This window comes from Zhongshania sp. R06B22 (assembly GCF_040892595.1).
GTDB classification, from domain to species: Bacteria; Pseudomonadota; Gammaproteobacteria; order Pseudomonadales; family Spongiibacteraceae; genus Spongiibacter; species Spongiibacter arctica.
In genome coordinates, this window is the sequence record NZ_JBFRYB010000001.1 from 789,265 (window position 1) to 815,448 (window position 26,184).

General features: G+C 50.7%; 26 protein-coding genes. 22 read left to right on the forward strand and 4 right to left on the reverse strand.

Features of this window, described 5'->3' with window-relative positions; genetic code table 11:
• Positions 1-195: 195 nt before the first annotated feature.
• From glyA to AB4875_RS03650, 17 genes are all read left to right on the forward strand, one after another.
• Positions 196-1,458 carry a serine hydroxymethyltransferase gene (gene glyA, locus AB4875_RS03570; RefSeq protein ID WP_368374674.1) on the forward strand — a complete coding sequence of 421 codons (1,263 nt, stop codon included), beginning with the start codon at positions 196-198 and terminating at the stop codon, positions 1,456-1,458.
• A 128-nt stretch (positions 1,459-1,586) separates the two neighbouring features.
• Complete coding sequence (gene nrdR / locus AB4875_RS03575; RefSeq protein ID WP_368374675.1) at positions 1,587-2,060, forward strand: transcriptional regulator NrdR; 474 nt, start codon at positions 1,587-1,589, stop codon at positions 2,058-2,060.
• Between the two features lie 2 nt (positions 2,061-2,062).
• Complete coding sequence (gene ribD, locus AB4875_RS03580; protein WP_368374676.1) at positions 2,063-3,208, forward strand: bifunctional diaminohydroxyphosphoribosylaminopyrimidine deaminase/5-amino-6-(5-phosphoribosylamino)uracil reductase RibD; 1,146 nt, start codon at positions 2,063-2,065, stop codon at positions 3,206-3,208.
• The gene (locus tag AB4875_RS03585; RefSeq protein ID WP_368374677.1) at positions 3,209-3,868 is read left to right on the forward strand and encodes a riboflavin synthase; all 660 of its coding nucleotides are present in this window, start codon (positions 3,209-3,211) and stop codon (positions 3,866-3,868) included.
• Between the two features lie 63 nt (positions 3,869-3,931).
• Positions 3,932-5,065 (forward strand): bifunctional 3,4-dihydroxy-2-butanone-4-phosphate synthase/GTP cyclohydrolase II, encoded by a 1,134-nt coding sequence (gene ribBA / locus AB4875_RS03590; RefSeq protein ID WP_368374678.1) that lies wholly within the window; start codon positions 3,932-3,934, stop codon positions 5,063-5,065.
• Between the two features lie 58 nt (positions 5,066-5,123).
• Positions 5,124-5,585, forward strand: coding sequence for a 6,7-dimethyl-8-ribityllumazine synthase (gene ribH, locus AB4875_RS03595; RefSeq protein WP_368374679.1), 462 nt, complete (start codon positions 5,124-5,126; stop codon positions 5,583-5,585).
• 106 nt (positions 5,586-5,691) lie between these two features.
• The gene (gene nusB / locus AB4875_RS03600; protein ID WP_368374680.1) at positions 5,692-6,195 is read left to right on the forward strand and encodes a transcription antitermination factor NusB; all 504 of its coding nucleotides are present in this window, start codon (positions 5,692-5,694) and stop codon (positions 6,193-6,195) included.
• Positions 6,196-6,213: 18 nt separating this feature from the next.
• Entirely contained in the window at positions 6,214-7,182 is a 969-nt protein-coding gene (gene thiL, locus AB4875_RS03605) for a thiamine-phosphate kinase (RefSeq protein ID WP_368374681.1), read from the forward strand.
• A gap of 18 nt (positions 7,183-7,200) precedes the next feature.
• Positions 7,201-7,677 carry a phosphatidylglycerophosphatase A family protein gene (locus AB4875_RS03610; RefSeq protein ID WP_368374682.1) on the forward strand — a complete coding sequence of 159 codons (477 nt, stop codon included), beginning with the start codon at positions 7,201-7,203 and terminating at the stop codon, positions 7,675-7,677.
• A 62-nt stretch (positions 7,678-7,739) separates the two neighbouring features.
• Entirely contained in the window at positions 7,740-8,936 is a 1,197-nt protein-coding gene (gene purT / locus AB4875_RS03615; protein WP_368374683.1) for a formate-dependent phosphoribosylglycinamide formyltransferase, read from the forward strand.
• A gap of 475 nt (positions 8,937-9,411) precedes the next feature.
• A complete protein-coding gene (locus AB4875_RS03620) occupies positions 9,412-10,986 on the forward strand; it encodes a carboxypeptidase regulatory-like domain-containing protein (protein ID WP_368374684.1) in 1,575 nt (524 codons plus the stop codon).
• Positions 10,987-11,491: 505 nt separating this feature from the next.
• Complete coding sequence (locus tag AB4875_RS03625; protein WP_368374685.1) at positions 11,492-12,133, forward strand: glutathione S-transferase family protein; 642 nt, start codon at positions 11,492-11,494, stop codon at positions 12,131-12,133.
• Positions 12,134-12,352: 219 nt separating this feature from the next.
• Positions 12,353-13,204 carry a TIGR03619 family F420-dependent LLM class oxidoreductase gene (locus AB4875_RS03630; protein WP_368374686.1) on the forward strand — a complete coding sequence of 284 codons (852 nt, stop codon included), beginning with the start codon at positions 12,353-12,355 and terminating at the stop codon, positions 13,202-13,204.
• A gap of 309 nt (positions 13,205-13,513) precedes the next feature.
• The gene (locus tag AB4875_RS03635) at positions 13,514-14,164 is read left to right on the forward strand and encodes a GNAT family N-acetyltransferase (protein ID WP_368374687.1); all 651 of its coding nucleotides are present in this window, start codon (positions 13,514-13,516) and stop codon (positions 14,162-14,164) included.
• Positions 14,165-14,289: 125 nt separating this feature from the next.
• Positions 14,290-14,772, forward strand: a complete 483-nt coding sequence (locus AB4875_RS03640) for an RNA methyltransferase (protein ID WP_368374688.1) — start codon at positions 14,290-14,292, stop codon at positions 14,770-14,772.
• Positions 14,773-14,991: 219 nt separating this feature from the next.
• Positions 14,992-16,791, forward strand: coding sequence for a monovalent cation:proton antiporter-2 (CPA2) family protein (locus tag AB4875_RS03645; protein WP_368374689.1), 1,800 nt, complete (start codon positions 14,992-14,994; stop codon positions 16,789-16,791).
• Positions 16,792-16,951: 160 nt separating this feature from the next.
• Positions 16,952-17,707: a sulfite exporter TauE/SafE family protein gene (locus tag AB4875_RS03650; protein WP_368374690.1), complete on the forward strand. Its 756-nt coding sequence runs from the start codon at positions 16,952-16,954 to the stop codon at positions 17,705-17,707.
• Between the two features lie 18 nt (positions 17,708-17,725).
• Here AB4875_RS03650 and AB4875_RS03655 read toward each other — a convergent pair whose 3' ends face one another.
• Complete coding sequence (locus tag AB4875_RS03655) at positions 17,726-18,127, reverse strand: PaaI family thioesterase (RefSeq protein WP_368374691.1); 402 nt, start codon at positions 18,125-18,127, stop codon at positions 17,726-17,728.
• Between the two features lie 233 nt (positions 18,128-18,360).
• Between AB4875_RS03655 and AB4875_RS03660 the strand changes: the two genes are divergently transcribed.
• The 4 genes from AB4875_RS03660 to ribA all read left to right on the forward strand — a co-directional run bounded on the left by AB4875_RS03660 (position 18,361) and on the right by ribA (position 21,959).
• Complete coding sequence (locus AB4875_RS03660) at positions 18,361-18,969, forward strand: hypothetical protein (protein WP_368374692.1); 609 nt, start codon at positions 18,361-18,363, stop codon at positions 18,967-18,969.
• Positions 18,970-19,162: 193 nt separating this feature from the next.
• Positions 19,163-20,644, forward strand: a complete 1,482-nt coding sequence (thiD, locus tag AB4875_RS03665; protein ID WP_368374693.1) for a bifunctional hydroxymethylpyrimidine kinase/phosphomethylpyrimidine kinase — start codon at positions 19,163-19,165, stop codon at positions 20,642-20,644.
• The gene (locus AB4875_RS03670; RefSeq protein WP_368374694.1) at positions 20,641-21,285 is read left to right on the forward strand and encodes a TIGR02281 family clan AA aspartic protease; all 645 of its coding nucleotides are present in this window, start codon (positions 20,641-20,643) and stop codon (positions 21,283-21,285) included. The genes thiD and AB4875_RS03670 overlap by 4 nt, the downstream gene beginning before the upstream one ends.
• Before the next feature lie 89 nt (positions 21,286-21,374).
• Entirely contained in the window at positions 21,375-21,959 is a 585-nt protein-coding gene (gene ribA / locus AB4875_RS03675; RefSeq protein WP_368374695.1) for a GTP cyclohydrolase II, read from the forward strand.
• Between the two features lie 176 nt (positions 21,960-22,135).
• On the opposite strand, the gene dxs is transcribed toward ribA, so the two are convergent.
• The 3 genes from dxs to AB4875_RS03690 form a co-directional block, all read right to left on the reverse strand.
• Positions 22,136-24,064, reverse strand: a complete 1,929-nt coding sequence (gene dxs / locus AB4875_RS03680; protein WP_368374696.1) for a 1-deoxy-D-xylulose-5-phosphate synthase — start codon at positions 24,062-24,064, stop codon at positions 22,136-22,138.
• Between the two features lie 147 nt (positions 24,065-24,211).
• Positions 24,212-25,126 carry a polyprenyl synthetase family protein gene (locus AB4875_RS03685; protein WP_368374697.1) on the reverse strand — a complete coding sequence of 305 codons (915 nt, stop codon included), beginning with the start codon at positions 25,124-25,126 and terminating at the stop codon, positions 24,212-24,214.
• A gap of 3 nt (positions 25,127-25,129) precedes the next feature.
• Positions 25,130-25,363, reverse strand: coding sequence for an exodeoxyribonuclease VII small subunit (locus AB4875_RS03690; protein WP_368374698.1), 234 nt, complete (start codon positions 25,361-25,363; stop codon positions 25,130-25,132).
• A gap of 164 nt (positions 25,364-25,527) precedes the next feature.
• On the opposite strand from AB4875_RS03690, the gene AB4875_RS03695 reads away from it, so the two are divergent.
• The gene (locus AB4875_RS03695; RefSeq protein WP_368374699.1) at positions 25,528-26,049 is read left to right on the forward strand and encodes a DUF924 family protein; all 522 of its coding nucleotides are present in this window, start codon (positions 25,528-25,530) and stop codon (positions 26,047-26,049) included.
• Positions 26,050-26,184 lie beyond the last annotated feature (135 nt).

Below are 26,184 nucleotides of genomic sequence, written 5' to 3' on the forward strand. Positions count from 1 at the left end.
CGAGGCTCGGCGACAATTAAATAGGCGAAAAGGTACCGAAAGCGGCGCCGTTCCGCAATGTTTTGTCGAGCTGGGGCGCGGCGCATCAAAAATTAAAGTTTGAGTGGGCGTGAATGGCATTAAACGGTGCCGAATGCGCGCATATATTGTACAATGCGCGGCTTTTCAAAGCCTGTGTATGCCTCGGGGGTAGTGATGTTTAGCAAAGAGATGACAATTGCCGGATTCGACGATGAAATCTGGTCTGCGATTCAAGAAGAAGAAGTGCGTCAGGAAGAGCATATCGAGCTAATCGCTTCTGAAAACTACACCAGCCCGGCCGTTATGCAGGCGCAGGGTACCGTGCTCACCAATAAATACGCTGAAGGTTATCCCGGCAAGCGTTATTACGGTGGTTGCGAATACGTCGACAAGGCCGAAACACTGGCTATCGACCGCGCAAAAGCCCTGTTCGGTGCAGATTACGCCAACGTTCAGCCACACTCTGGCTCACAGGCCAACGGTGCTGTGTATCAGGCGCTGATGTTGCCAGGCGAAACTGTGCTGGGTATGAGTCTTGATGCCGGTGGTCACTTGACCCACGGTGCCAAACCGAACTTTTCGGGCAAGACTTATAACGCGGTTCAATACGGTTTGAATAATGAAACCGGCGAAATCGATTACGCCCAGGTTGAAGCCTTGGCGCTAGAGCACAAGCCTAAAATGATTGTTGCCGGTTTCTCTGCATACTCAGGTATTGTCGACTGGGCCAAATTCCGTGAAATCGCCGATATGGTCGGTGCTTACTTGATGGTCGACATGGCTCACGTTGCGGGCTTGGTTGCTGCGGGTGTGTACCCAAATCCCATTAAATATGCGGACGTGGTTACCACTACTACCCATAAAACCCTGCGCGGTCCCCGCGGCGGTTTGATTTTGGCCAAGGCCAATGAAGCCATCGAGAAGAAACTTAACTCGGCGGTATTCCCCGGTGGCCAAGGTGGCCCGCTGATGCACGTGATTGCTGCTAAGGCTGTTAGCTTTAAAGAAGCAATGGCGCCAGAGTACGTGGTTTACCAGAAGCAGGTTATCGCCAATGCTAAAGCCATGGCTAAGACGTTTATCGAGCGCGGTATTAACATTGTGTCCGGCGGTACTGAAAACCACCTGATGCTAGTTGACCTGATCGGCAAATCGTATACCGGTAAAGATGCTGACGCTGCACTGGGCGCGGCGAATATTACCGTGAATAAAAACGCCGTACCCAATGATCCCCGCTCGCCGTTTATCACCAGTGGCTTGCGTGTTGGTACGCCTGCGGTGACCACGCGTGGCTTTAAAGAAGCTGAGTGTGTCGAGTTGGCTAACTGGATGTGCGACATTTTGGAAGCCTTGGAAGCTGGCGATGCCTCTGCCAAGATCGACGAAGTGAAAGCCAAAGTATTAGAAATTTGTAAGCGTTTCCCCGTTTACGCCTAACGAAAGATGGTCGAGGGGCGGTGCTTCGGCGCTGCCCTTTTTAGAGCGCGAAGTCTCGTGCTGAAATACCTAGCGCAAAAGAGCGTGTGCTAGACTTCGACCAAGTCCCCAGCCCTTGAGGCCAAATCATGCGTTGTCCGTTTTGCAATTTTGACGATACCAAAGTTATCGACTCCCGGCTGGTAGCTGAAGGTGGTCAGGTTCGTCGTCGTCGCGAATGTCTGTCGTGCTCGGAGCGGTTTACAACCTATGAGAGCGCCGAGCTGTTGATGCCTAAAATCATCAAAAGTGACGGCTCACGGGAACCGTTTGACGAGGCGAAACTGCGTTCAGGTGTTTTAAAGGCACTGGAAAAACGGCCGGTCAGCGTTGAACATATCGAAGCTGAAGTTAGCGGTATCAAGCGTCGCCTGCAGGCCACTGGCGAGCGCGAAATTGATAGTCGCGACGTCGGTGAGCAAGTTATGGAGGCCTTAAAGGCCTTAGATCATGTCGCCTATGTTCGCTTTGCCTCGGTCTATCGCAGCTTCCAAGATTTAGATGAGTTTCGCGCTGAAATTGACCGGTTATCTGCAGAGCCGCGTTCAGAGCATAGTGAGTAGCCGTGAACTTTAGTAATTTTGATCGGCAGATGATGGCGACTGCTTTGCAATTGGCAGCGCGCGGTCGTTATTCCACCAGCCCTAATCCTCGTGTGGGCTGCGTGATTTGCCGTGACGCCAAGGTCATTGCCCAAGGTTGGCATCAGCGCGCAGGCGATGGCCACGCTGAGGTTAATGCCTTGGCACAGCTAAGTGATACCCGCGCGTCCACCGTCTATGTCACGCTCGAACCCTGTAGTCATCAAGGACGCACGCCACCCTGTGCAGATACCTTAATCAACGCTGGCGTAAGCCGCGTTGTGGTCGCCTCTGAAGATCCTAATCCGCTGGTTGCTGGTCGCGGTATTGCGCGTTTGCAGCAGGCCGGTATTCAGGTCGATGTCGGCTTGATGGCGGTGCAGGCAGAGGCATTAAATGTCGGTTTTATGCGCCGTATGCGCGGCGGCTTGCCGTGGTTGCGTTTAAAGTCAGCCAGCAGCATTGATGGCAGAACGGCAATGGCCTCCGGCGAAAGTCAGTGGATTACCGGCCCCGAGGCGAGAGCCGATGTGCAAAAATTACGGGCCCAGAGCTGTGCGATTCTGAGTGGCGTAGAAACTATTTTGCATGACGACGCAGCGCTCACAGTGCGGCCACAAAGCTTTTCAGCAGATGACCCTGCGGTACTGGCGTTAACAGAACCGTGGCGTCAACCACTGCGGGTGATTGTTGATTCCTCCCTGCGCACACCGTCCACCGCAACATTGTTTGCGGCCGGCGGCGAGCTGGTTATTGCCACGCGGGTGACAAATATTAAACGCCATAAGCCACTGATTGCGGCGGGGGCAACGATTGTTGTCATCGACGATGACGGACGCGGCAAGGTCTCGCTGCCCGCAGTGATGAAGTATTTGGCTGATCGCAGCTGCAATGAAGTCTTGCTAGAGGCGGGCGCGGTATTAGCTGGCGCCGCCTTGCGAGCCGGTCTGGTCGATGAGTGGTTTTTGTATATGGCACCCTGTCTAATGGGCAGTAGCGGTCGGCCATTGATAGATTGGCCGATGACGGCGATGTCAGAGCAGCAGGCCATCGACATCTTGGATATTCGCGCGGTCGGTAAAGATTGGCGAATACAGTGTCGCGTCCCTAAGCTTGCGGAGCCGCAGTAAATGTTCACCGGCATTATAGAGGCGCTGGGGACTATCGCCGCTACTGAAATGCGCGGTGGCGATATGCGCCTGCGAATTAGCAGTGCTAGCCTGCCGATGGCCGATGTTAAGCTCGGCGATAGTATTGCCACCAACGGCGTGTGCCTAACGGTCGTCGCCATGGTGGGCGATGGCTTTTGGGCCGATGTGTCAAACGAGACCCTATCGCTGAGCACCTTCGCCAAGATTAATATCGGCCAGACCGTAAACTTAGAGCGGGCGATGTTGGCGAGCAGCCGTTTCGACGGCCATATTGTCAGTGGTCATGTTGATGGCGTAGGGCGCGTGTTAAGTTGTAGCAAAGATGCGCGCTCTATTAGGCTGAGTATCGAGGCACCGGCTAATATTGCGCATTATATTGCGACCAAGGGCTCGATCTGCGTGGATGGTGTTAGCCTGACCGTGAACAAGGTCACCGGCAACGTATTTGAATTGAATATTGTGCCTCATACGGCAGCGGAAACCATTATTCAGCATTACCGTGTGGATGCAGAGCTTAATCTGGAGGTGGATGTGATCGCGCGTTATCTTGAGCGATTATTACAGGCAGACAAGCCTGCAGGGCGCGGGATTTCAATGGCCAGTTTGGCCGACAATGGGTTTTTGAGAACGCGGAAATAAGCGCGTCTAATATTTCTAATTCTAGCGGCTCATTTAGCGCTACGAAAAAGGCAAGGCAGCACTATGGCAATGAGCAAAATAGAAGACCTCATTCAGGATATCCGTCTAGGCAAGATGGTTATCTTAATGGACGACGAAGATCGCGAGAACGAGGGCGACCTGGTGATGGCGGCCGAATGTGTGCGTCCCCAAGATATTAACTTTATGGCTAAATTTGGTCGTGGTTTAATTTGTATGCCAATGACTCGTGAGCGCTGTGAGCAGCTTGCGCTGCCCTTGATGGTAGATCGCAATGCCTCGGGTTTCGGCACCAAATTCACCCTCTCTATAGAGGCCACCCACGGCGTGACCACCGGTATTTCTGCCGCCGATCGGGCCCACACGGTAAGAACCGCAGCTGCGCGTAATGCAGTGGCAGCTGATATTGTTCAGCCCGGTCATATTTTCCCGCTGATGGCTGAGCCCGGTGGCGTTTTGAGTCGCGCCGGTCATACTGAGGCTGCCTGTGATTTGTCGCGCTTAGCTGGTTTTGAAGCGACCGGTGTTATCTGCGAAATCATGAATGAAGACGGCACCATGGCGCGCCGCGCAGATCTCGATATTTTTGCCGCAGAGCACGATTTAAAAATGGGTACCATTGCTGACCTGATTCACTATCAGGTGTTAAACGAGCAAACCATTGAAAAAATTAGCAGCGGCACGATTGCAACGGATTTTGGCGATTTTGTCCTTCACGCCTATAAGGATTCAGTGGCGGGTGAAATACATTTTGCGGTTCAAAAAGGTGATATCAGTGCCGACTCGCCAACACTGGTGCGGGTGCACTTGGGCTCGTCGGTGCGCGACCTTTTGCAAACCCAATCGCCGGGCTCTACCACGGGCTGGAATATGCATCGCAGCTTAGAAACTGTCGCTAAACATGGCGGCGTAGTCGTGCTACTGGCCAACCGCGAAACCCCAGAATCAATCTTGGCCGAGCTAGGTATTGCCCAGGGCACCAAGTCGCCTCTGCAGGGTGATAGCATTCAGTATAAAACCACGTATTTTAATATCGGCCTAGGATCACAAATCTTGCGTGATGTTGGGGTAGGCAAGATTCGCTTGATGGGTGCGCCGGTTAAATATAATGCAATCTCTGGTTTTGACTTGGAAGTCGTTGAATTTGTTAGTCCCGATAATATTGTCGCCAATAGCTGATTGAATATTGTGAGCCGTCGATGATGTCAATGGCTGTAAATGAGAAAGGAAATAAAAGATGAAAACTATCGAAGGTAATTTTGTTGCGGTAGCCGGTAAATTCGCAATTGTAGTGGGTCGCTGGAATAGCTTTGTAGTTGAAAGTTTATTGGACGGCGCCTTAGACACGCTGCGTCGTCACGGCGTGGCAGACGACAATATCACTATTGTGCGTGCACCGGGTGCGTTTGAAATACCGCTGGTCTGCCAAAAAGTAGCAGAAAGTAAAAACTATGATGCCATTATTGCGTTGGGCGCCGTTATTCGTGGCGGCACGCCGCACTTCGAATATGTTGCCGGGGAATGTGTCAAAGGGCTAGCGCAAGTAACTATGCAACACGGTGTGCCGGTCGCATTTGGTGTGTTGACCGTAGATACTATTGAGCAAGCGGTAGAACGCGCAGGCACCAAGGCAGGTAATAAGGGTGAAGAGGCGGCGATGTCCGCTATTGAGATGGTGAGCCTTCTCAAACAGTTATAAATTTTATTAAAAAGCTGAGCGTAAGTTCAGTATTGTTTCGTGCTGCCCTCAGGCGGTAGTACGGTTTTTTAAGTGTGGTTTTATCCACCAAGCATGAGAATATTTTGTGGCAAATCGTCTTCAGAACCCATCCCGCAATCAGCTAGCGGCAGACCGGCGCAAGGCGCGCCATTATGCAATGCAGGCTTTATATCAATGGCATATGGCTGGCCAGGCATTGAACGAAATCGAAGCGCAGTTCCAAGCTGACTATGATATGACTCATGTCGACAAAGAGTTTTTTCACGACCTAGTACATAATATTCCCGCACAGTTAACGGTATTACATGAGCTCTTCGACAAGCACTTAGATCGTAAAGTTACCGATCTAGATCCTATCGAATTGTGCTTGCTGCGCATGGGTTCCTATGAATTACTGCGCCGTATTGATGTACCTTATAAAGTTGCCATCAATGAAACCATTAATCTTGGTAAGCGCTTTGGTTCCACCGACGGTCATCGCTATTTGAATGGCATACTTGATCGGGTCGCAATGGAGTGCCGCGCGGTTGAAGTGGCGGCAGAAAAAGGCAAATCCCCAAAAGTTAACAAGCCGGACGACGCAGAATAGTCTGCGGACACAGCTATTATGCCGGTATCAGAATTCGACATAATTCAACGTTACTTTCGTGAAGGCGCCGGTAAAATTATTGGCGCCGGCACCAGCGCAGTTCGCTGTGGTATTGGCGATGACTGCGCGGTGTTATCCCTAGCTGTTGGTCACGAGCTGCTGCTGTCGGTAGACACTTTGGTCGAGTCGGTTCATTTCCCTGTTAATTATTCGTCGGCATTACTCGCCCGTCGCGCACTTGCGGTCTGCGCCAGCGATCTGGCTGCCAGCGGTGCATCACCACTGGCTTTTACTTTGGCGCTAACGCTACCCACTGTTGATGAAGATTGGCTAAGCGCTTTTTCTGTATCGCTGGCCGACGCCGCTGCCGAATTTGGCATGGTCTTAGTGGGTGGCGACACGACCCGTGGCCCCCTGTGTTTAAGTTTGCAGGTAATGGGTTCTGCCCCTGCTGGCCAAGCGCTATTGCGAAATGGCGCTCAAGTCGGCGATGTCATTTATGTGTCTGGTAGCCTGGGTGACGCCAGCGCAGCCTTGGCATTTTTAAATACCGAGCCTGCCGAGCTGCAGGCAGATCAAGCTGATCTTTTGGCGCGCTACCACGCGCCAACACCGCGTTTGGTCTTGGGCCAGAACTTGCGTAATCTTGCTACTGCCGCTATCGATATTTCCGATGGCTTAGCGGCAGACTTAGGTCATATTTTGAAAGCCAGTGGTGTTGCCGGCGTTGTGCGCGTGCAAGACCTGCCCTTGTCGGCGGCGCTGCTTAATCATGGCTCTGCGCTTGACGCTGCACTGAGCGGCGGTGATGACTACGAACTTTGTTTTACGGTGCCGGCATCGCGTCGTGCAGATGTGGCATTCTTAAGTGCTAGTTTAGATTTGGCTTTAAGCGAGATAGGTTATATTGAGGTGGGTCATGGACTGCGCTGCATAGATGCGCAAAATAAAGTGTATTCACCCGCTAATGGTTACCAACATTTTTAAAATTTGGCTCCTTAAATTATGGCTACAAAAATTCCAGTTTCACTATTAAAAAATCCTGTGCATCTGCTTTCGGTAGGTTTTGGGAGTGGCTTGGCCACAAAGGCGCCGGGAACCTTTGGTACTCTAGCGGCGCTGCCGTTTTGGTTTTTACTTCAGCACTTGTCACCAGCCAACTATATTATTGCCCTGCTACTGGCGTTTGCAGCGGGGGTGTATTTTTGTGGCGAAACGGCAAAAGCCCTAGGTGTGCACGATCACGGCGGCATTGTCTGGGACGAATTTGTCGGTGTATGGATTGCTTTGTTTTTGGTTCCGCCCAATATTTTCTGGGTGGCCTTGGGCTTCGGTTTATTCCGCCTATTTGATATCTGGAAGCCTTGGCCGATTCGAGTATTGGATGCCAAAGTACACGGTGGCTTCGGTATTATGATTGACGATGTATTGGCCGGCGTATACGCATTTTTAATTTTGCAGTTGTGCTTTGTATTAACTTAATCCCAGATCTTTTTCGCGAGAGATACTGACGCGTGGCGTCATTAAATTTTAAGAGGAATAGTATGATTACTTTAGGCACGCCATTTAGCAGCAAAGCATGTAAGGTTTTACTATGTGGCGCAGGGGAGTTGGGTAAAGAAGTCGCGATTGAATTACAGCGTCTAGGGGTAGAAGTGATTGCCTGCGATCGCTACGAGAACGCGCCTGCCATGCAGGTGGCAGATCGCAGTTACACCTTTTCGATGTTAGACGGCGCAGAATTACGCCGGGTGATCGAATTGGAAAAGCCTGATTATATCGTGCCAGAAATTGAAGCGATCGCCACAGACACCCTAGTTGAGTTAGAGCGCGAGGGCTTTAATGTGGTGCCAACCGCCCGCGCAGCACAGCTCACCATGAACCGCGAAGGTATTCGTCGCCTGGTCGCAGAAAAGCTGGAATTACCGACCTCTAGCTACCGCTTTGCAGACAGCAAGGAAGAGTTTGATCTCGCCATTGCCGAGATCGGTTTGCCATGTGTTATCAAGCCTATTATGAGTTCTTCAGGCAAAGGTCAAAGTTTAGTAAAGCGCTTAACGGATGTGGATGCGGCGTGGAATTACGCGCAAGAAGGCGGTCGCGCCGGTGCGGGCCGAGTAATTATTGAAGGCTTTGTGGATTTCGATTACGAGATCACCCTTTTAACTATTCGCCATCGCGGCGCTCATGAAGACACCGACACCAGTTACTGCGCGCCGATTGGTCATTTGCAAAAAGACGGCGATTATCAGGAATCTTGGCAGCCGCAGCCTATGTCTGAAAAAGCCCTGCAGCGTTCACAAGAAATTGCCGAACAAGTCACCACTGCGCTGGGCGGCTGGGGTCTTTTTGGTGTTGAACTGTTTGTTAAAGGCGATGAGGTTATCTTTAGTGAAGTCTCGCCGCGGCCGCATGATACCGGTCTGGTTACTTTGATATCCCAAGACCTCTCAGAATTTGCTCTTCATGTTCGGGCTATCCTCGGTTTACCTATCCCCAATATTCATCAAACTGGTCCATCGGCCTCCGCTGTTATTTTGGTGGAAGGTGAATCTAAGCGGGTCACTTTTGGCAATCTTGAGTTTGCGCTTGAAGCGCCCGATACCCAGCTGCGCTTATTCGGTAAACCAGAGGTGAGCGGCAAGCGCCGTATGGGCGTGGGCTTGGCGCGCGGCGGCGATATCGAAGAAGCTAGGGGCAAAGCGCTCGCAGTCGCCAGCGCAGTGATAGTTACTTTGTAACTCGGAACTCAATAAAGATTGGGCGCCGTATTTCGGAGTTCCTTTAATTGTTGACGCAGGTATTGGAAAGTCATCCTAGGCGTTGCCAGCTTTAGAGTTAAGCCTACGACGGTCCTTTACTGAATGCTGGATTGTGCTGGCCGGCAACGCTGTGCAGGTCAGGTGGCGCGGCTTTTATACATGCAGTTGAAACTGGAGAATACGTGACCCTAACTTGTGCAATGCCAGAGCGCAAAACAGCATCGGCCTCGACGCGGGCTTTAGATATGCCCTTTTGGCATTAAACTTAGAGAGCATGGCTCACTAATTCATTCTAATAAATAGTGAAATTTTAGGAAGGTTGGAGTTTATGCCGGTTAGTTTACAACCAGCGAATATTGTGATGTTATATTTAAGCGGCCAACTAATTCGAGTGGTTTAGCTCAAGCTCTCGCTATGGATTGCGAGAATAATTACATAACAAGGAAGTATCCGTATGAATGTGCAACGACTTTCGCTGTATTTACTGATTTTGGTTTCCAGTTTTTTAGTCGCTTGTGGCGGCGGTGGCGGCGATAGCAGCAACCCAGATCCTGTCGTAGAAATACAACGCACTGGGGCAGTAGCAGGTATCGTTTCTGATACCGTTAGTGGAGAGCCACTTACTAATGTCACTGTATCATCCAATAGCAGAAGCACTCAAACTAATGACAGCGGTGAATTTGTGTTGTCAGGGATCCCCGAGTCAGCTCGTGCGGTAATACAGTTTGTGCTTGCTGGTTATGAGCCTGCATTTCGTCCTACCGAAATTGCCGATGGTGAGCAAACGGATGTTACAGCTTTAATGGTGCCGATCGGTGCTTTTAAAACTATAGATCCCGTGACCGGTGGGGAGGTGTCCATCCCTAATTCCACTGCTATGGTTATGTTGCCCCCCGGCTCCATAGATTCGTCTAATCCCGTTGTTGTTAGCCTTACGGATATCGACCCTGGCAGTTCGGCAGCAAATATGCCGGGTGATTACACTGCTGGCAGTAATGAAAGCCCATCGCCGATAGAGTCTTTCGGCGCCATTTCAGTAAATATTACTTCTGAATCGGGCGAGGAGGTTGATCTGTTGCCCGGTGCGACGGCAACAATTCGGATACCCCTCAGCTCGAGAAATAGTAACGCGCCAGCAATAATTCCCTTATTTTACTTTGATGAGGCTACAGGTCGTTGGGTTGAAGAGGGTTCAGCAACTCTGCAAATGATTGATGGTGAGTCCTTCTACGAAGGAACGGTGGAGCATTTTACAGTGTGGAATGCGGATGACTATTTGCAGACGGTCCAGTTAACGGGCTGTGTTGAAAACTCAGATGGTGAGCGTTTAGCTAATGTGCGTATCACGTCTAGTGGGATCGATTACACAGGGACTTCTCAAGCAGCAACCAATAGTTTAGGCGTGTTTACGATTCCGGTCCGATCAAATTCTAGTATGACGATTCGTGGGCAGCGTGGTGGCGATATTACGTCTACCCGAGCTATCACGACAAATGATTCTGATCTTGATATTAGTAATGCGTGTTTGGCTACCATTACACTCGGTGAGCAAAGACCTATTTCTATACAATTAACATGGGGGGAGTTTCCCGACGATCTGGATTCTTGGTTGTACCTCCCAGAAGGCGGCTTTATTTCCTATCAAAATAGCGGGTCTTTAGAATCATTGCCGTTTGCGAATTTAGATGTCGATGATACAAGTTCTTATGGTCCAGAGGTTGTTACAGTATTGCGCCCACGAGTTGGCCGCTATCGCTATTTCGTCCATAATTATTCTAGTTCACGCCCTGGTATTGCCGCGTCTCCCGCCCGTATTGAGTTGACAACCCCCAGCGGTACGCGTGTTTTTGTTCCACCAGCTGGAGAGGTTCCTGCAGAAACTAATTATTGGACAGTATTTGATTTACTCGTTGCGGCGGATTGCAGCGTTACCGTAGTCCCGGCCTCATCGCCAGCGTATAGTGAATTTCCGCCAGAGTTACCTGAGAACGATTCTAGCGACTTCGAATTTTGTCAGGTAAATAATTAGTGAGAATTGAGCTGGCGATCATCAATATTCGAACTAAACGGCCTGTAGTGCGTGGCCTTTGACGAATGTATGATTTTACATAGAGTCCATAGTGTGTTTTATCTGGAGCGCACTATGCACTCGTCGCGGTCTACTCTATCAAATTAGTTAGAGACTCTTGTGCTAATAACTTTGAATTTTCTTACTGACTGACAAGTTTTACTGTGTCTGCTGTACCTTATGCTATGACGACATTTTGGTTGATGCGTATACAGAGTTAGTGAGAACTTGACCGCTCTTTGATCTATTCTCGTTGGGTGATTGCTGCTGGCATTTTTTGACTGTTAAACTTCGTATTCTTAATATTCCCTCGTCTAATGTTATATCGCTGCATCCATTGGCCCGCCTGCCAGACCTTTGGCTTGATTCAGATAGAGTACTCATTACGCAACGATGCTTAAGCCAGCACCTGCAGATGATGATGTATGATCTAGGGCAAAAATAAATAACAACAGAGGAGAGTCTTATGCTAAAAATTCATCATTTGGGTATGTCTCGTTCAGATCGCAGTATCTGGTTGGCAGAAGAGCTGGGTTTAAAATACGAGTTGGTAAACCATACTCGCAACCCAAAAACCTTTCGGTCCCCTCAGTCTCTATGGGATGTCAGCCCCATGGGTAAGGCGCCAGTGATTGAAGACCAAGGACAGACCATTCCTGAGTCTGGGGCCATCGTTGAGTATCTTATCGATAACTATGGCGAAGGCCGCTTGCGACCTGAGCGCGGTACACCGGCGCATATCGACTATTTGCACTGGATGCATGCGGCGGAGTCGACCCTAATGCTGCCGGTAATGATTGATATGCTCAGCGCTATGACAGCGGCAGATTCGGCGGGTCTAAAAGGCTTTTGTGACGGCGAGTTTAAAACCGTTTTCACTTATATGAATCAGCTGCTTATTGATCGCGACTATATTGCCGGTGAGTTCTCCGGTGCCGATATTATGGTGGCCTTCCCTTTAATGATGGCGGAATCACCTATGTTTGCGCCTCCCGGTCAGGAGAAAGGCAAGGCGTTTATTGCCTATCCTGCCATTCAAGCGTATTTAAATCGCTTGCGTGCTCGGCCCGCGTGGGTAAAGGCTGAAGCGATTTTTAAGGCCGCTTAAATCTGCGTGAAAAATTAGAATGCCGACTAGGCTGTAGCTTCAAAATAGCTAGGCGGCTTCTATTGTTAATCCCTCTAAATGTAATATCCTCAGCGATAGTGACTGCACACTATTCATGACCGCTCTGTTCATTGTTAGCCTCATCAAAGTGGGGTATGTAAGCCGTCACAACGGTGTTTTAAACTGTAAGCATATGAAATAACAATAAGAGGCGATCATATGCATCTCGGTTTTAGCTCCATGAACACCGTCAATGACCAAGATCCGGCAACACTGGCACGCATACTAGAAGACGCGGGTTTTGAATCGCTTTGGTATGGCGAGCACAGCCATATCCCCCGTTGTCGCACAACTGCGTATCCCCCCGGTGGCGAGCTACCTGAACCCTATAAAGAAATGATGGACCCTTATATTGCATTGATGGCTGCGGCCTCTGCCACGTCCACCCTGAAATTGGGAACGGGCATAGCACTTTTAATGGAGCGGGAACTATTTTCTCAGGCCAAGACCATCGCAACCCTAGATCGGCTATCGGGTGGACGAGTCATTATTGGCACCGGCGTAGGTTGGAATCAGGAGGAGTTTGAAAACGTCACTAGCCTGCCCTGGAAGCGTCGCTATTTGGCTATGAAGGAAACCGTCGCGGCAACCCGAGCATTGCTTAGAGACGAGGCCCCAGAGTATCACGGTGAATTTATCGATTTTGATCCGGTATGGTTTGAACCCAAGCCACTGCACGTCCCCGATATGGTGTTTGGCGCAATGGGCCCTTTGGGCGTAAGACATGCCGCGCAGTGGGCGGATGGTTGGATGCCGGTCGATGTTGCCCTGCCCGATGTCGCCGCTTCCATTAAAGACTTTCGGCGGCAGGTAAGTGAATTCGGTCGCGACCCCGATAAGGTTGAAATCACCTTGGTGGTAATGGCCGAGGTCACCCCAGATATTCTTAAACACTACCGCGACTGCGGGGTGAGCCGCTGCAATATTGGCGTGGGTATGCAAAATTGGAACAAGCCAGAAATTGTCATGCCGATGATTGAGGAATACGCCAAAATTATCAGTGAGTTATAAAGGCGATTGGTAGTGAGCACCAATACACCCATAAGAGGGTGTGAATCTTAATAACGGCAAAGAAAAGGCCTCTCCTTATGAGTGGCCTTTTATCGAAGACCTTGAAATCATGATGGCGTGCCGCCTGCGGACATTAGACTGCATCTATTTTTAGAGTCGTGATTCATAGAATGGAATTCTTGTTAAGAATAGAATAGCGCTAAATGCTGAGCTTGATATTTAATTTTATAATTTTTAGTTAATAAAAATTAAACCAATATTTTTTCTTCTTTTATTAAAATCATCATATACGCTTTACCGGAAATAAATATGTCCAAAAGCATGGCGGCAGCGATTTCTTTGACTGAAGATCGGCGCAATTTGGAGCTCGGGTCTGTGCGCAAGCTCAAAGCGAATGAGCTTCGGCGGTTCGCTGAGGTACTTGCGCTGGCCTTCAATGATGACCCGCCTACTCGATGGATCTTGCCTGACGATAATCGCCGCCAAGCATTACTGGCCAAGGGCTTGCATCTCTGGGCTCGCAAGCTGTGGTTTCCGCTGGGCGAGTGTCTGACTACCGAGAATGTGCTGGGTGCCGCCGCATGGATACCTCCGGGTGGCTGGGAGATTAGTCCCTTGCGGCAATTGCTGTTGCTTCCGAGTATGGCCTTGGTATTTGGCCGCTCGACTACCAGAGTCGTTTCGGCAATATTAGCGCTGGAGGCAAACCATCCTAAGGAGGCGCATTTTTACCTGCCTTTTGCGGGGGTTATTCCTGAGTGGCAGGGCAAGGGGCTTGGCACGGCGCTGCTGGCGCCGGTGCTTGAACGCTGCGATAGTGAGGGCATTCCGGCGTATTTGGAGGCGTCATCCCCCACCAATCGGCGACTTTATGAGCGCCACGGCTTTGTGGTCACCGAGGAATTTAGCTTTGGCGATGACGCACCGCCGCTTTGGCGTATGTGGCGAGCGCCGAATTAGCGCGGCATAAACCTATCAGATAACAAACTCAGATCTTTAATTGGCCGGGTAAGTGCGCGGGCAGTATTTGCTTTCTGGGCACAATCCATAAACAATTAATACCTGAACCATAATCTGTAGCCCCTATGAAAAATAGCTATGCCTGCATTGGCTTGTTCAACCCTAAATCCCCTGACAATGTTGGCGCAGTCATGCGCGCTGCCGGTTGCTATGGTGTTAATTCGGTGTTTTATACTGGAACGCGATACGACCACGCCAAGCCCTTTTACACCGACACCCAAAAAAGCTATGAAACATTGCCGCTTATCTGCGTTAAAGATTTAAAAGATACGATCCCTTTTGGCTGCGTTCCGGTGGCGGTTGAGCTGATCGAAGGCGCCAAGTCACTCACCACTTATAAGCATCCCGCTCGAGCTTTCTATATTTTTGGTCCGGAGGATGGCAGCTTGAAAAAAGCGATTACCGATTTTTGCGACGATATTGTATATATCCCGACAAATGGCTGTATGAATTTGGCGGCCACTGTAAATGTTGTGCTCTATGACCGCCTCGCCAAGGGTGAGGACTTCTCTCATCATCAAGATGCTTTGCGTAAACAGCCCAAGTAAGTGAGCCAGGCTGGGCTTAAAGTACAGCGGTCTTCAGGTGCTAGCTTTAATACCTCTTGCCGTATTGCCGTGTCGCTAGGCCTCAAGGCCTGTATCTTGCTGGTGCTAAAGTATCTGCAAGTAGAATTCACATTTGTGAAAGTACTCGCTTGCTTGCCTAAGTAGCTATGATAGTTAACTAGATCTTTTTCTTGTTCGTATTACCGTTGGGAGTTGTGTATGCCACATGAAGGTAGCTTGCTGCAGGCAACACTGGTTTTGTTGCTAGCCGCAGTGTGTGTGGTGCCGCTCGCCAAGCGTTTGCAGCTTGGCGCAGTATTGGGCTATTTAATTGCGGGTGTTGTCATTGGTCCTGCGGCATTGCAGTTAATACACAAGCCGGAAAACGTAGCGCACTTTTCTGAATTTGGTGTGGTGTTACTGCTGTTTATCATCGGCTTGGAATTGTCGCCGCGTCGCCTGTGGCTAATGCGCAAGTCGGTATTTGGGGTCGGCTTGGCGCAGGTTGCCTTAAGTGGCTTGGTGATAGGTGGCGTTGCGTATTTGGGATTCTCGCAGCCATGGCAGGTCAGTGTGGTGTTGGGGCTTGGGCTGGCTCTGTCTTCCACGGCGTTTGGTTTGCAAATCCTGGCCGAACGTAAACAACTTAATAGTTCTCATGGGCGTTTGGCCTTCGCTATTTTGCTATTTCAAGATATTGCGGCGATTCCTTTGATCGCCTTGGTGCCTTTATTGAGCGGCGGCATGGGCGTAGATGATGCGGCAACGCCATCGGTATTGCGCATTTTGGCGACTATCGCCGCCGTTATTGTCGGCGGGCGTTATTTGCTGCGGCCAGTCTTCCGTATGGTTGCGAAAACTGGCTTGCAAGAAGTGTCGACCGCCACTGCCCTATTAGTGGTGTTGGGCACGGCATGGTTGATGGATGCGGTGGGCGTGTCGATGGCGCTGGGTGCATTCTTGGCGGGCTTGCTGCTGGCCGATTCCGAGTATCGACATGAATTAGAGTCGCAGATAGAACCCTTTAAAGGTCTGCTCTTGGGTTTGTTCTTCATTAGCGTGGGGATGAGTGCGGACGTAAAATTATTGGTCACCATGCCCTTGGCCGTGCTGGGTTTGACGGCCTTGCTGATGGTAATCAAACTGCCGATTTTAGCGCTGGTAGGGAGTGCGCTGGGTGGCTTGGATCGTCGCAGCGCCTTGAAGCTGGGTATTGTGTTGGCAGCCGGCGGCGAATTTGCCTTTGTGATATTTCAAATTGCCAAAGACCAGCAATTGCTGAATACAGAATTGCATAGCACCTTGATACTCGCTATTACGCTGTCTATGGCAGTCACGCCCTTATTGATTATTTTATTGAGTAAGCTACTTAAGCCCTTACCTGTAGCGACGAAAGCGGTACCGCCGGAGTATGAGGACATAGAAAGCCATGAGCCCCGGGTGGTGATTATTGGAATGGGGCGAATGGGCCAAATTGTTGCGCGTATTTTGCGAGCGCAGCGGGTGCCCTTTGTGGCACTGGATTTGTCGGTAGACACCATTGAGCTGTCCCGCAGTATCGATAGCATGTCGGTATTTTATGGCGACCCGCTGCGGCCCGAGATACTGCGCGCGGTAGATGCCGACAAGGCCGAGTATTTTGTTCTGACCGCAGACGACCCTGAAACCAATATTAAAATTACCGAATTGGTTAGTCGTCTTTATCCGCATATTAAGTTTATTGCGCGGGCCCGCAGTCGCTTCCATGTGCATCGCTTATTAGAACTTGGCGCCAAGCCGATTCGCGAGACCTTTCATTCCAGTCTTGAAATTAGCCGGGAGACCTTGATGGGATTAGGCTTGAGTCCGGAGCGCGCCGAGGCGCGTATACAGCGATTCCAACGTCATGATGAAGAATTGCTGGCAGAGCAGCACGCGGTATTTAATGATCGCGAAGCGCTGATTCAAAGTGCGCGCGATGCCCACGACGAATTGCAGGCGCTCTTTGATGCCGATGTGATTGAAGAGAAGGGGGTATAAGCCCAAAGTGCGATTGCCCTGATAATAGAAAAAGGAAAATTAACAAGACAGTGTGTTAGACGATAAATGGTTTTGCGCCGTGGGTTTTGGGCAGAGTGCTAATGTGAAAATCGCACTCGAAAGTATGATTTAGATTTTATTAAATAAGGTTTTTATTCTGGTGATCGTAGACCCCTTCTTTTACTTTTGTGCCGTGCCCGCGATACTGATTTTTGGTATGGCGAAGGGTGGATTTGGCGGCGGTATTGCGGTGGTGTCGGTGCCGCTGATGAGCTTAGCTATTTCGCCGGTGCAGGCAGCGGCAATATTGCTGCCGATACTCTTGGCAATGGACGCGGTAGCGCTGTGGAGTTTTCGTGGCCAGTGGGACAAACCCAATATAAAAATCTTATTGCCGGGTGCGGTGATCGGGATTGTGCTTGGCAGTCTGGGTTTTCATTATTTATCTGAAGATATGATTCGGATTTTGATCGGCCTGATTGCAGTTATTTTTTGTTTGAATTACTGGCTTACAAAGCCGCCGGTGACAGCGCAGGGGCCAAGTATTATTCGCGGTGGGTTTTGGGGAGCGGTCGCTGGTTTTACCAGCTTTGGTATTCATGCCGGTGGGCCGCCGGTGAATATGTACTTGCTCCCGCAGCGTATGGAAAAGTCTTTATTGATGGGCACCATGGCGATATTTTTTGCCGTGGTAAATGTCATTAAGCTAGTACCCTATAGTTTGCAGGGCAGCTTTGATCACACCAATTTACTTACCGCAGCAGTGTTAATGCCCTTGGCTCCAGTGGGTGTGCGGCTGGGGTTTTACTTATTGCACAAGGTGAGTGAGCAGACGATTTACCGCATCTGCTATTTCTTTTTGTTTGTGGTGGGCGTTAAGCTCTTATTCGATGGTTGCGTGGGCGCTTTTGCATAGCGTAGAGACTAGCCCTTACTAGCTGGGAATAGCGTAGGTGCCCACCGCGTGAGCGACCATGCGATCATCGCCCTCAGAATATAATGCCACTTCCCCAATAATTAATCGGCGTCCCACTTTGATGAGCTTGCACTCACCGATGATGTCTTTGCCTGCGCTGGGTTTACGTAAAAAATTAATATTCAGGTTGGTGGTTACCGCCAGCGCGACGATGCCTATCTCACCGAGAATAGCCGCGTATAAGCCAACATCTGCGGTGGTCATTAATACCGGGCCAGACACCGTGCCACCTGGGCGCAATGATTGAGTGTCAACTTGGTAGCGCACCGTGGCTGACTGTGGACCAATAGCTTCTACTAAGCAGGGACTTTGTGGGAATTCTTTGGCTAGGAAGTCGCAAATTGCTATTAGGGTAGTCATTAATCATTCTCGCTGCTGTTCAGCTTAGTGTATTGCATAAATAGGGAGCTAGGAAATTTGGCGTTTGTACTTTGCTTGTTTATATCTTCGTGGGCCTAATTTTTCTTGATCTGTACTTTATCTTGCGGGATTATTACTGCGCTATAAGACGTGGTGTTTAGCAAGGCGGTAGGCTGTGTTCAGCTAATCAGCATTTAAAAGGAATTTAATTTATAACGTAGGGACGATGATATATGTCGCGTAGTTTTTTTAGTTTGGTTTTAATGTGCTTAGCCGCCTTATGGAGTTTGGGTGCTCAGGCTGAGGAGCCTAAAGCAGAGGGAGGCTTTTCAGCTCGTCCCTTGGTGACGGCAGGCTATACAAGCGGTGGAGATACCCTAGTAGAAGTAGAATTTGAGAATGGCGATAAGGACAAGTTAAAAGCCGGAGGCGCGTTTCTATTAGGTTTTGGGGTCGAGTTTGTATCTGCGGACGGAGAACTGGCGGTTCAGTTAACAGCGAATTATCATTTTGATAGTATTAATGCTGAAAATGGTGAGGCCACATTCGAGCGCTACCCCATTGAATTAGTCTTTTTTGACCAAGGAGAAAAACATCGTTACGGGGCGGGCTTTACGGTTCATTTGTCGCCAACAGCGCAGGTAAAAGCAGATGGTGGAAGGCGAGATTCCCTAAATTTTGACCCTGCAGTGGGCTTTCTTTTTGAATACAATTATTTAGTCGGCAAGGGGCTGTGGCTTGGGCTTCGCTACACCTTGATTGATTATGATACTCCCGGTTCGTTTAATTCCGTAACAGTGGATGGTAATCATTTTGGTTTGATGGCCCATTTCCGGTTTTAATTTCAGGGCGCGGGTTTAATTGACCGCGCTTCTATTTACTAAACGCTAGGGTGTTAACCGGCTGGACTGTTCGCCGATTGTTAACGCCGAGTTTGATGATTGGGTCTTCTGCTTATATATTTCCTTCGCGCTCTGTCGCCTTTGCCAGCCTCCGCTATACTCACGGTAGTCGCACCTAAAGAATTGAGAATTTATGGCAAGTCGTAGAAAACCTATTGCTTGGAGTATCGCCGGCTCGGATTCAGGCGGTGGCGCAGGTATTCAGGCCGATCTGGCAACCTTTCATGATTTTGGCGTGCACGGCTGTACGGTCATCACTGCCATTGCTGCGCAAAATAGCTTTGCCGTCGGTCATGTTTCTGTCACGCCGCGGCGCACACTTGCAGCGCAAATTAACGCCCTAGATAGTGATCTCCAAGCCGATGTTATTAAGCTCGGGATGTTGGCCTCGGAAGAGGTCGTTGCGATGATGAGCAAGTATCTAGAGACCTTTCCAGGCTTTGTAGTGTGCGACCCGGTTATGTCGTCTAGTATTGATGGCGAGCTAATGCCTGAAGGCATTTGCAATATGTTGATAGAAAAAATACTGCCCCGCGCTGATTTGCTCACACCGAATCTGCATGAGGCAGAGAGCCTCTTGAATCGATCTATCGATAGCCTCGATGACGTGGAGCGGGCAGCGGCTGATATTGTCGCGCTGGGCGCGCGCTCAGTCTTGCTTACTGGTGGTCATTCAAATGCGCGCAATAATGAACGTCATGATTATTGGACTGACGGCGAGCAGGGGTTTTGGCTTAGCGGCCCAAATATAGACACTCTCAATACTCGTGGTGCTGGCTGTACTTTATCGTCGGCGATTGCGGCGGCGGTGGCTCGCGGTTACGCCCTGCGCGACGCCATGGTGATCGCTAAAGCCTATGTGAGCCAAGGCTTGCGGATGTCGGTGCAACTTGGCGGCGGCCCCGGCTCGGTTGGTCATATTGGTTGGCCGCAGCGGTTGGCTGATCTACCTAGTTTGAGTCGTCATTTGCCGGACCATGGCCGCCGTCTGAGCTTTGCATCCTGTGATGGTGGCTTGGGTTTATACCCGATAGTGGATAGTGCCGCGTGGGTTTCACGGTTATTAGCCTGTGGGGTGAAGACCATTCAGTTGCGAGTGAAACATTTAAGCGGCGAAGCGCTGGAGCAAGAGGTGCGCGAGGCTGTCGCTTTGGGTAAGCAGTTTAATGCCCGGGTTTTGATTAATGATCACTGGCAGCTCGCTATTAGCGAAGGCGCTTATGGGGTTCACTTGGGGCAGGCAGATTTGGATCTTGCCGATATGACCGCGATAGCTGATGCTGGTCTGCGCCTGGGTATCACTACTCATACTTATAATGAAGTTGCGCGAGCCCACAGTTTACGGCCCAGCTATATTGCCATTGGGCCAATATACGCTGCTGCTGATAAAAATATACCTTGGACGCCCCAAGGTGTGCCGCAATTGCGACGTTGGGTGGGGATGTTGTCGGCAGATTATCCCCTAACGGCGGTTGGCGGTATTGATTTCAAACGCGCCAAAGACGTATTGGCGACGGGGGTGGGTAGCGTGGCGTTGGTCAGTGCGATTACCCAAGCAGACAACCCCGAAGCGGTGGTGGCTGAGCTGATGGCGATGCACGAGACGGCGGCGTGACCTCGCGTTTTATGGCGGGCGTGTTGCTCGCTATGTTAAGTGTTACCTTGCAGGCCGCGCCTGCGCAGATAGTGGTGCGCGGGCTATTCGAAAAGGCGGCCCTACTAGAAATTGACGGTCGTCAGCAATTTCTTAGAGCCGGTCAGCGAGATACGTCTGGATTATTGCTGGTGTCTGCGACACCCCGAGAGGCGGTGATAGAGTTTGATGGTCAGCGCAAAACCCTGACTCTGAGCAATCGGATTGGCACTATTTATCGCGAGTCCTCACAAGCTTCGGTGTCTTTGCACAAGGACAATCGCAAGCAATATCGCACCCGCGTCACCATTAATGGCCGCAGTGCTGATGCCCTAGTCGATACCGGCGCAACATCGGTGGCGATGAGCGCTAGTCAGGCCGATCAGTTGGGAATTTCTTATTTAGATGGCAGGCCTACCTCGGTGGCGACTGCCGGCGGAGTAAGAAAGGCCTTCAGTATCGTTTTGAGGCGGGTAGAAATCGGTAATATCAAGACCCAAGAGGTCGCCGCAGTGGTGATTGAGGGCGATGATCCCCAGCTGATTCTGCTGGGAATGAGCTTTTTAGAGCATGTCGATCTGCAAGAGCGCGACAATATTTTGGTTCTTACGCCACGTTACTAATATTGCTTGCAAGGATTCTTGGCGCAATAGTCGCCTCGCGGCCGCGGTGCTGATAAAATGCGCCACCGGTTTTGCTCGTGGAGATACCCGTGGCAGTTAGTTTTATAGAAGCCTCTAAACTTCCCACCCCATGGGGGGTGTTTGATATTCATGGTTTTGAGGACACCGATAACGGTAAAGAGCACGTCGTTCTTACCCTTGGCGACGTCGGCAATGGTGAGCCTGTGCTGGCGCGGGTGCATTCAGAGTGCCTGACGGGCGATGCTCTATTCAGCATGCGTTGCGACTGCGGCTCACAATTACGTGCAGCTCTAGAGAAAATCGCGGAGCAGGGCACTGGCGCGCTATTCTATTTGCGGCAAGAAGGTCGTGGCATTGGCCTGCTGAATAAGATTCGCGCTTATAAACTCCAAGATGCTGGGGCCGATACTGTTGAAGCGAACGAGCAGTTGGGCTTTGGTGCAGACATGCGCGACTACAGTTTGTTGGCGGTAATGTGCGAACACCTGCACATTAGCAAAGTGCGATTAATGACCAATAACCCACGCAAGGTGAGTGCGCTTACCGATCAGGGCGTAGAGGTGGTTGAGCGCCTGCCTCTGCAAACTGGACAAAACCCCCACAATGCAAAATACCTAGCAACCAAGTCGGGCAAGCTTGGACATTTGTATTAGGCTGATGCTATTCAAATTAATAAAGCCTAGTAGTTAGGCGCTTTATTAATTTTCAGCGTGTCATTCTGATCTATGTCGTTTTTCAATATAAGATTCTCACCGGCGGTCGCAGCCTCTTTCCGCATGGCGCTAAACGGCTCCGTACACTCGTCTCACGCAATACTCATATCGTCGATTTAGTGCTGCGCAGCTGCCGCTAGGCTGGCCTGAAGTTCGGGGATGGCTGCGGCGCGGCGGCGAATGCTGGCGATGATGCCCTCGCTGTCTAAGCCGATATCACGCAGTAACTGCTGATGTTTGCCGTGGTCAATAAATTGATCTGGCAGACCTAATTGCAGCACCGGTAACCAGCGGCCTTGCTGGTTGAGGTATTCGCACACGGCGCTGCCGGCACCACCGGCAATAACGTTCTCTTCTAGAGTGACCAGCAGGGTGTGATCGTCAGCTAGGGCGTCTATCAGTTCAGTATCCAGCGGTTTTACAAAGCGCATATCGGCAACCGTGGCACCTATTGTGTCTGCGGCGCTGATGGCCGCGCTCAATAAGGTGCCAAAGCTAAGAATCGCAATTTTTGTGCCTTCGCGAACAATGCGGCCCTTGCCTATTTCCAATGGCGTCATCGCCTCTTGAATTTCTACCCCAGGACCGGTGCCGCGCGGGTAGCGAACAGCTGCTGGGCCGGGGTAGTGATAAGCGGTGTGAAGCATTTGCCGGGTTTCGTTTTCATCGGCGGGTGCCATTACGATCATATTCGGGATGCAGCGCAAAAAGCTAAGGTCAAAGGCGCCGGCATGGGTTGGGCCGTCTTCACCGACCAGTCCAGCGCGATCAATACCAAAGGTGACATCCAAGTTTTGCAGTGCGATGTCGTGGATTAACTGGTCGTAGGCGCGCTGTAAGAAGGTGGAGTAAATAGCGACGACGGGCTTTAGACCGTCGCAGGCCATACCCGCAGCAAAGGTCAGGGCGTGTTGCTCGGCAATGGCAACATCGTAGAAGCGATCGGCAAAGCGCTCAGAATACTCGAGCATGCCAGAGCCTTCGCACATGGCGGGTGTAATGGCGACTAACTCGGGGCTTAGCTCGGCTTGATCACAAAGCCAGCTACCAAAGATATCTTGATATTTAGGTAGCTTGGCTTTGGCTGCGGGAATCTGGCCATTTTTGGGTTTGGGCTCAATTTTAGAGATGGCGTGAAAACCCACCGGGTCTTCTTCTGCAGGCGTATAGCCTTTGCCCTTGCGCGTCATGATGTGCAGCATTTGCGGGCCGGGAAGCTCGCGCAAGTTGCGCAGTGTTGGCACCAAAATATTGAGGTCGTGGCCGTCTATGGGGCCAATATAATTAAAGCCTAGTTCTTCAAACAGGGTTGCCGGTGACACCATGCCCTTCATATATTCTTCGAGTCTGGCGGCAATGTCGGTGGCTGAGCGCGGGAATTTTGAGAGGACGGATTTACCGCTGCTGCGTATTTGGTTGTAGGTTTTAGACGCCCACATTTTGGAGAAGTAAGTGTTCAGGCCACCGGTATTTTTGGAAATCGACATTTGATTGTCATTGAGCACAACCAGCATATTGGCGCCGGTGTGACTGGCATGGGTGATGGCTTCAAAGGCCATGCCGGCGGTCATCGCGCCGTCGCCAATCACCGCAACGGTGTGGCGGTCGAGTTCTTGCTGGCGAGAGGCAATCGCCATGCCTAATGCGGCGCTGATACTGGTGCTAGAGTGGCCTACACCAAAGGTGTCGTAAGGGCTTTCTTCGCGTTTAGGAAAACCTGCAAGCCCGCCAGCTTTGCGCATGCCGCCCATAAGGTCGCGGCGGCCGGTCAAAATTTTGTGGGGGTAACACTGATGACCAACATCCCATACCAAGCGGTCTTCTGGGGTGTTGTAAATATAGTGGAGGGCAATCGTTAGCTCGACTACGCCGAGTCCCGCGCCAAAGTGGCCGCCGGTTTGTCCCACGGTGTATAGCAGGTATTCCCTTAGTTGCAGGGCCAGATCGCCTAATTCATTTTCGTCTAGGCGACGCAGATCGGCTGTGGAGTCGATCGTATCCAGCAATGGTGTGGCTGGCCTTGTAAGGGGGATTTCCTGAAACATCTAACGTAAACCCAGAACCTGTGAAAGGGGCGAGATTGTAAACGAATTTGCACTATTTTACCTATCCGTATATAGCATTATGGCTATTTCCGCATGGGCCTATCAAGCAATCGAAAAAACCTGACCCGGCCGCGCCGCGCCTGCGCGCTAATATTGGCGGTCAATAATATAGTGCGACAGAGCGCGCAGCGGGTCGGCTCGCTCGTCAAAGTCACTGAGGGCGGTCAATGCGCGCTGATGTAATTCCGCAGCCAGTGCTTTAGCGCCATCTAGACCCAAGAGGGCTGGGAAAGTCGGTTTGTTTAGGGCTTGGTCGGCGCCCTGGGTTTTGCCCAGGGTTTCGGTGTTACTTTCAATGTCGATAATATCGTCTTGGACCTGAAACGACAGACCTATTGCTTTGCCGTATTCATCCAGTTTGGTGATCTGGTCTGGGAGAGCCTGGCACCAGCTGGCCGTCATGCTCAGGGCGACTCGGATTAGCGCGCCGGTCTTAAGCTGATGCATGGTTTGCAATGCGCTTAGGTCTAGTTGTTGATTTATTGCCGCGAGGTCAATGGCTTGGCCGCCGACCATGCCCCGTGGACCGGCTGCGGCGCTAAGCTGACGGATTAACGCGAGCTTGGTGCTGTCTTGCTCGCCAGGCAGATTGGCGAGCAGTTCAAAGGCGCGTGCCTGCAGGGCATCACCGACCAGAATGGCGGTCGCTTCGTCGTAGGCGATATGGCAGGTGGGCTTGCCTCGGCGCAGATTGTCATTGTCCATGGCGGGTAAATCGTCGTGAACCAGAGAGTAGGCGTGCACCATTTCAATAGCGCAGGCAATATCATCTAGCCCTTCGATGTTGCTGCCTAGGGCTTGCGCCACAGCGTAAACCAAGGTGGCGCGCACTCGCTTGCCGCCATTGAGAAGGCTGTATAGGCTGGCTTCGCTTAGAGTGTGTAGACGGGTAGAGGCATCAATCGCGGCAAATTCGCTGCCGGTATTTTGCATTCGCTCTGGTAGTGCGCTTTGTACCCGTTGCTGACAGCTAGCGAGAAAGTCCGAAAACTCCCTATTCATCAATTAGTTATCCGTATCTAAGGTTTTGCTGACGATGTCGCCGTCTTTTTCCATTAGTAACTGCACTTTTTGTTCGGCGTCAGCGAGTGCACGCTGACAATCACGGCTTAATTGCATGCCGTTTTCGAAGGCTTTTAGTGAGTCTTCTAGGCTTAGTTCACCAGACTCCATGCTCTGCACTAGCTTTTCTAGATCAGTGAGCGAAGTTTCGAAATTAACTGTTTTTGCTTTGGGCATCGGCCTCTCCTGAACACTGTGTGGCCTCGTTGCCGTGACATATTCTAACAGTGTCTGACGGAATCAGGGTAATTCCGCACTTTCAGTTTAAGGATTTATGGTGATAATAGGCAGTGTTTGTAAGAAACAAGGAATAGCCGCTAGCTATGCATTACCGCGTAATAATGGAATTTTGGTTCGCTGAGCTGCCGCCTTCAGCATGGTTTGGTAGCAGCGCTGAGCTTGATAACACTATCGCTAGTCGCTTTGGTGATATTCATCAGGCGGCGATAGCCGGAGAGCTATACTCTTGGCGCCATAAGCCAATGGGTCGGCTAGCGGAGATTATTGTATTGGATCAGTTTTCTCGCAATATCTTTCGCAATACCCCGAGGGCCTTTGCCGCTGATGGTCAGGCCTTGGTCTTGGCGCAGGAAGCGATTCGCGTTCACGCCGAGGCTGAATTGACACCGGAGCAACGCGTCTTTTTATATATGCCTTATATGCATAGTGAGTCGCTGGCGATTCAGAGCGCATCTCTGCGACTTTACAAGACCTTAGGCATAGAAAAGAATTACGACTTTGCACTTGCCCACCAACAGATAATTTCTCGCTTTGGTCGTTACCCGCATCGCAATGAGATTTTGGGACGGCCGTCTTCAGCTGAAGAGCAGGCATTTTTGCAGGAAGCGGGATCGTCATTCTAATAGAAACCTCGAAGCACTTAGGTTTTGCTTTTGAGGCACTTTAAAGCCCTTGTTTTACCACGTTACGCTTACGCTAGTGGTGGCTGAATCAGACCTTTCATTGTAGGCTTCTGTAGGATAATCGTAATTGGAGTG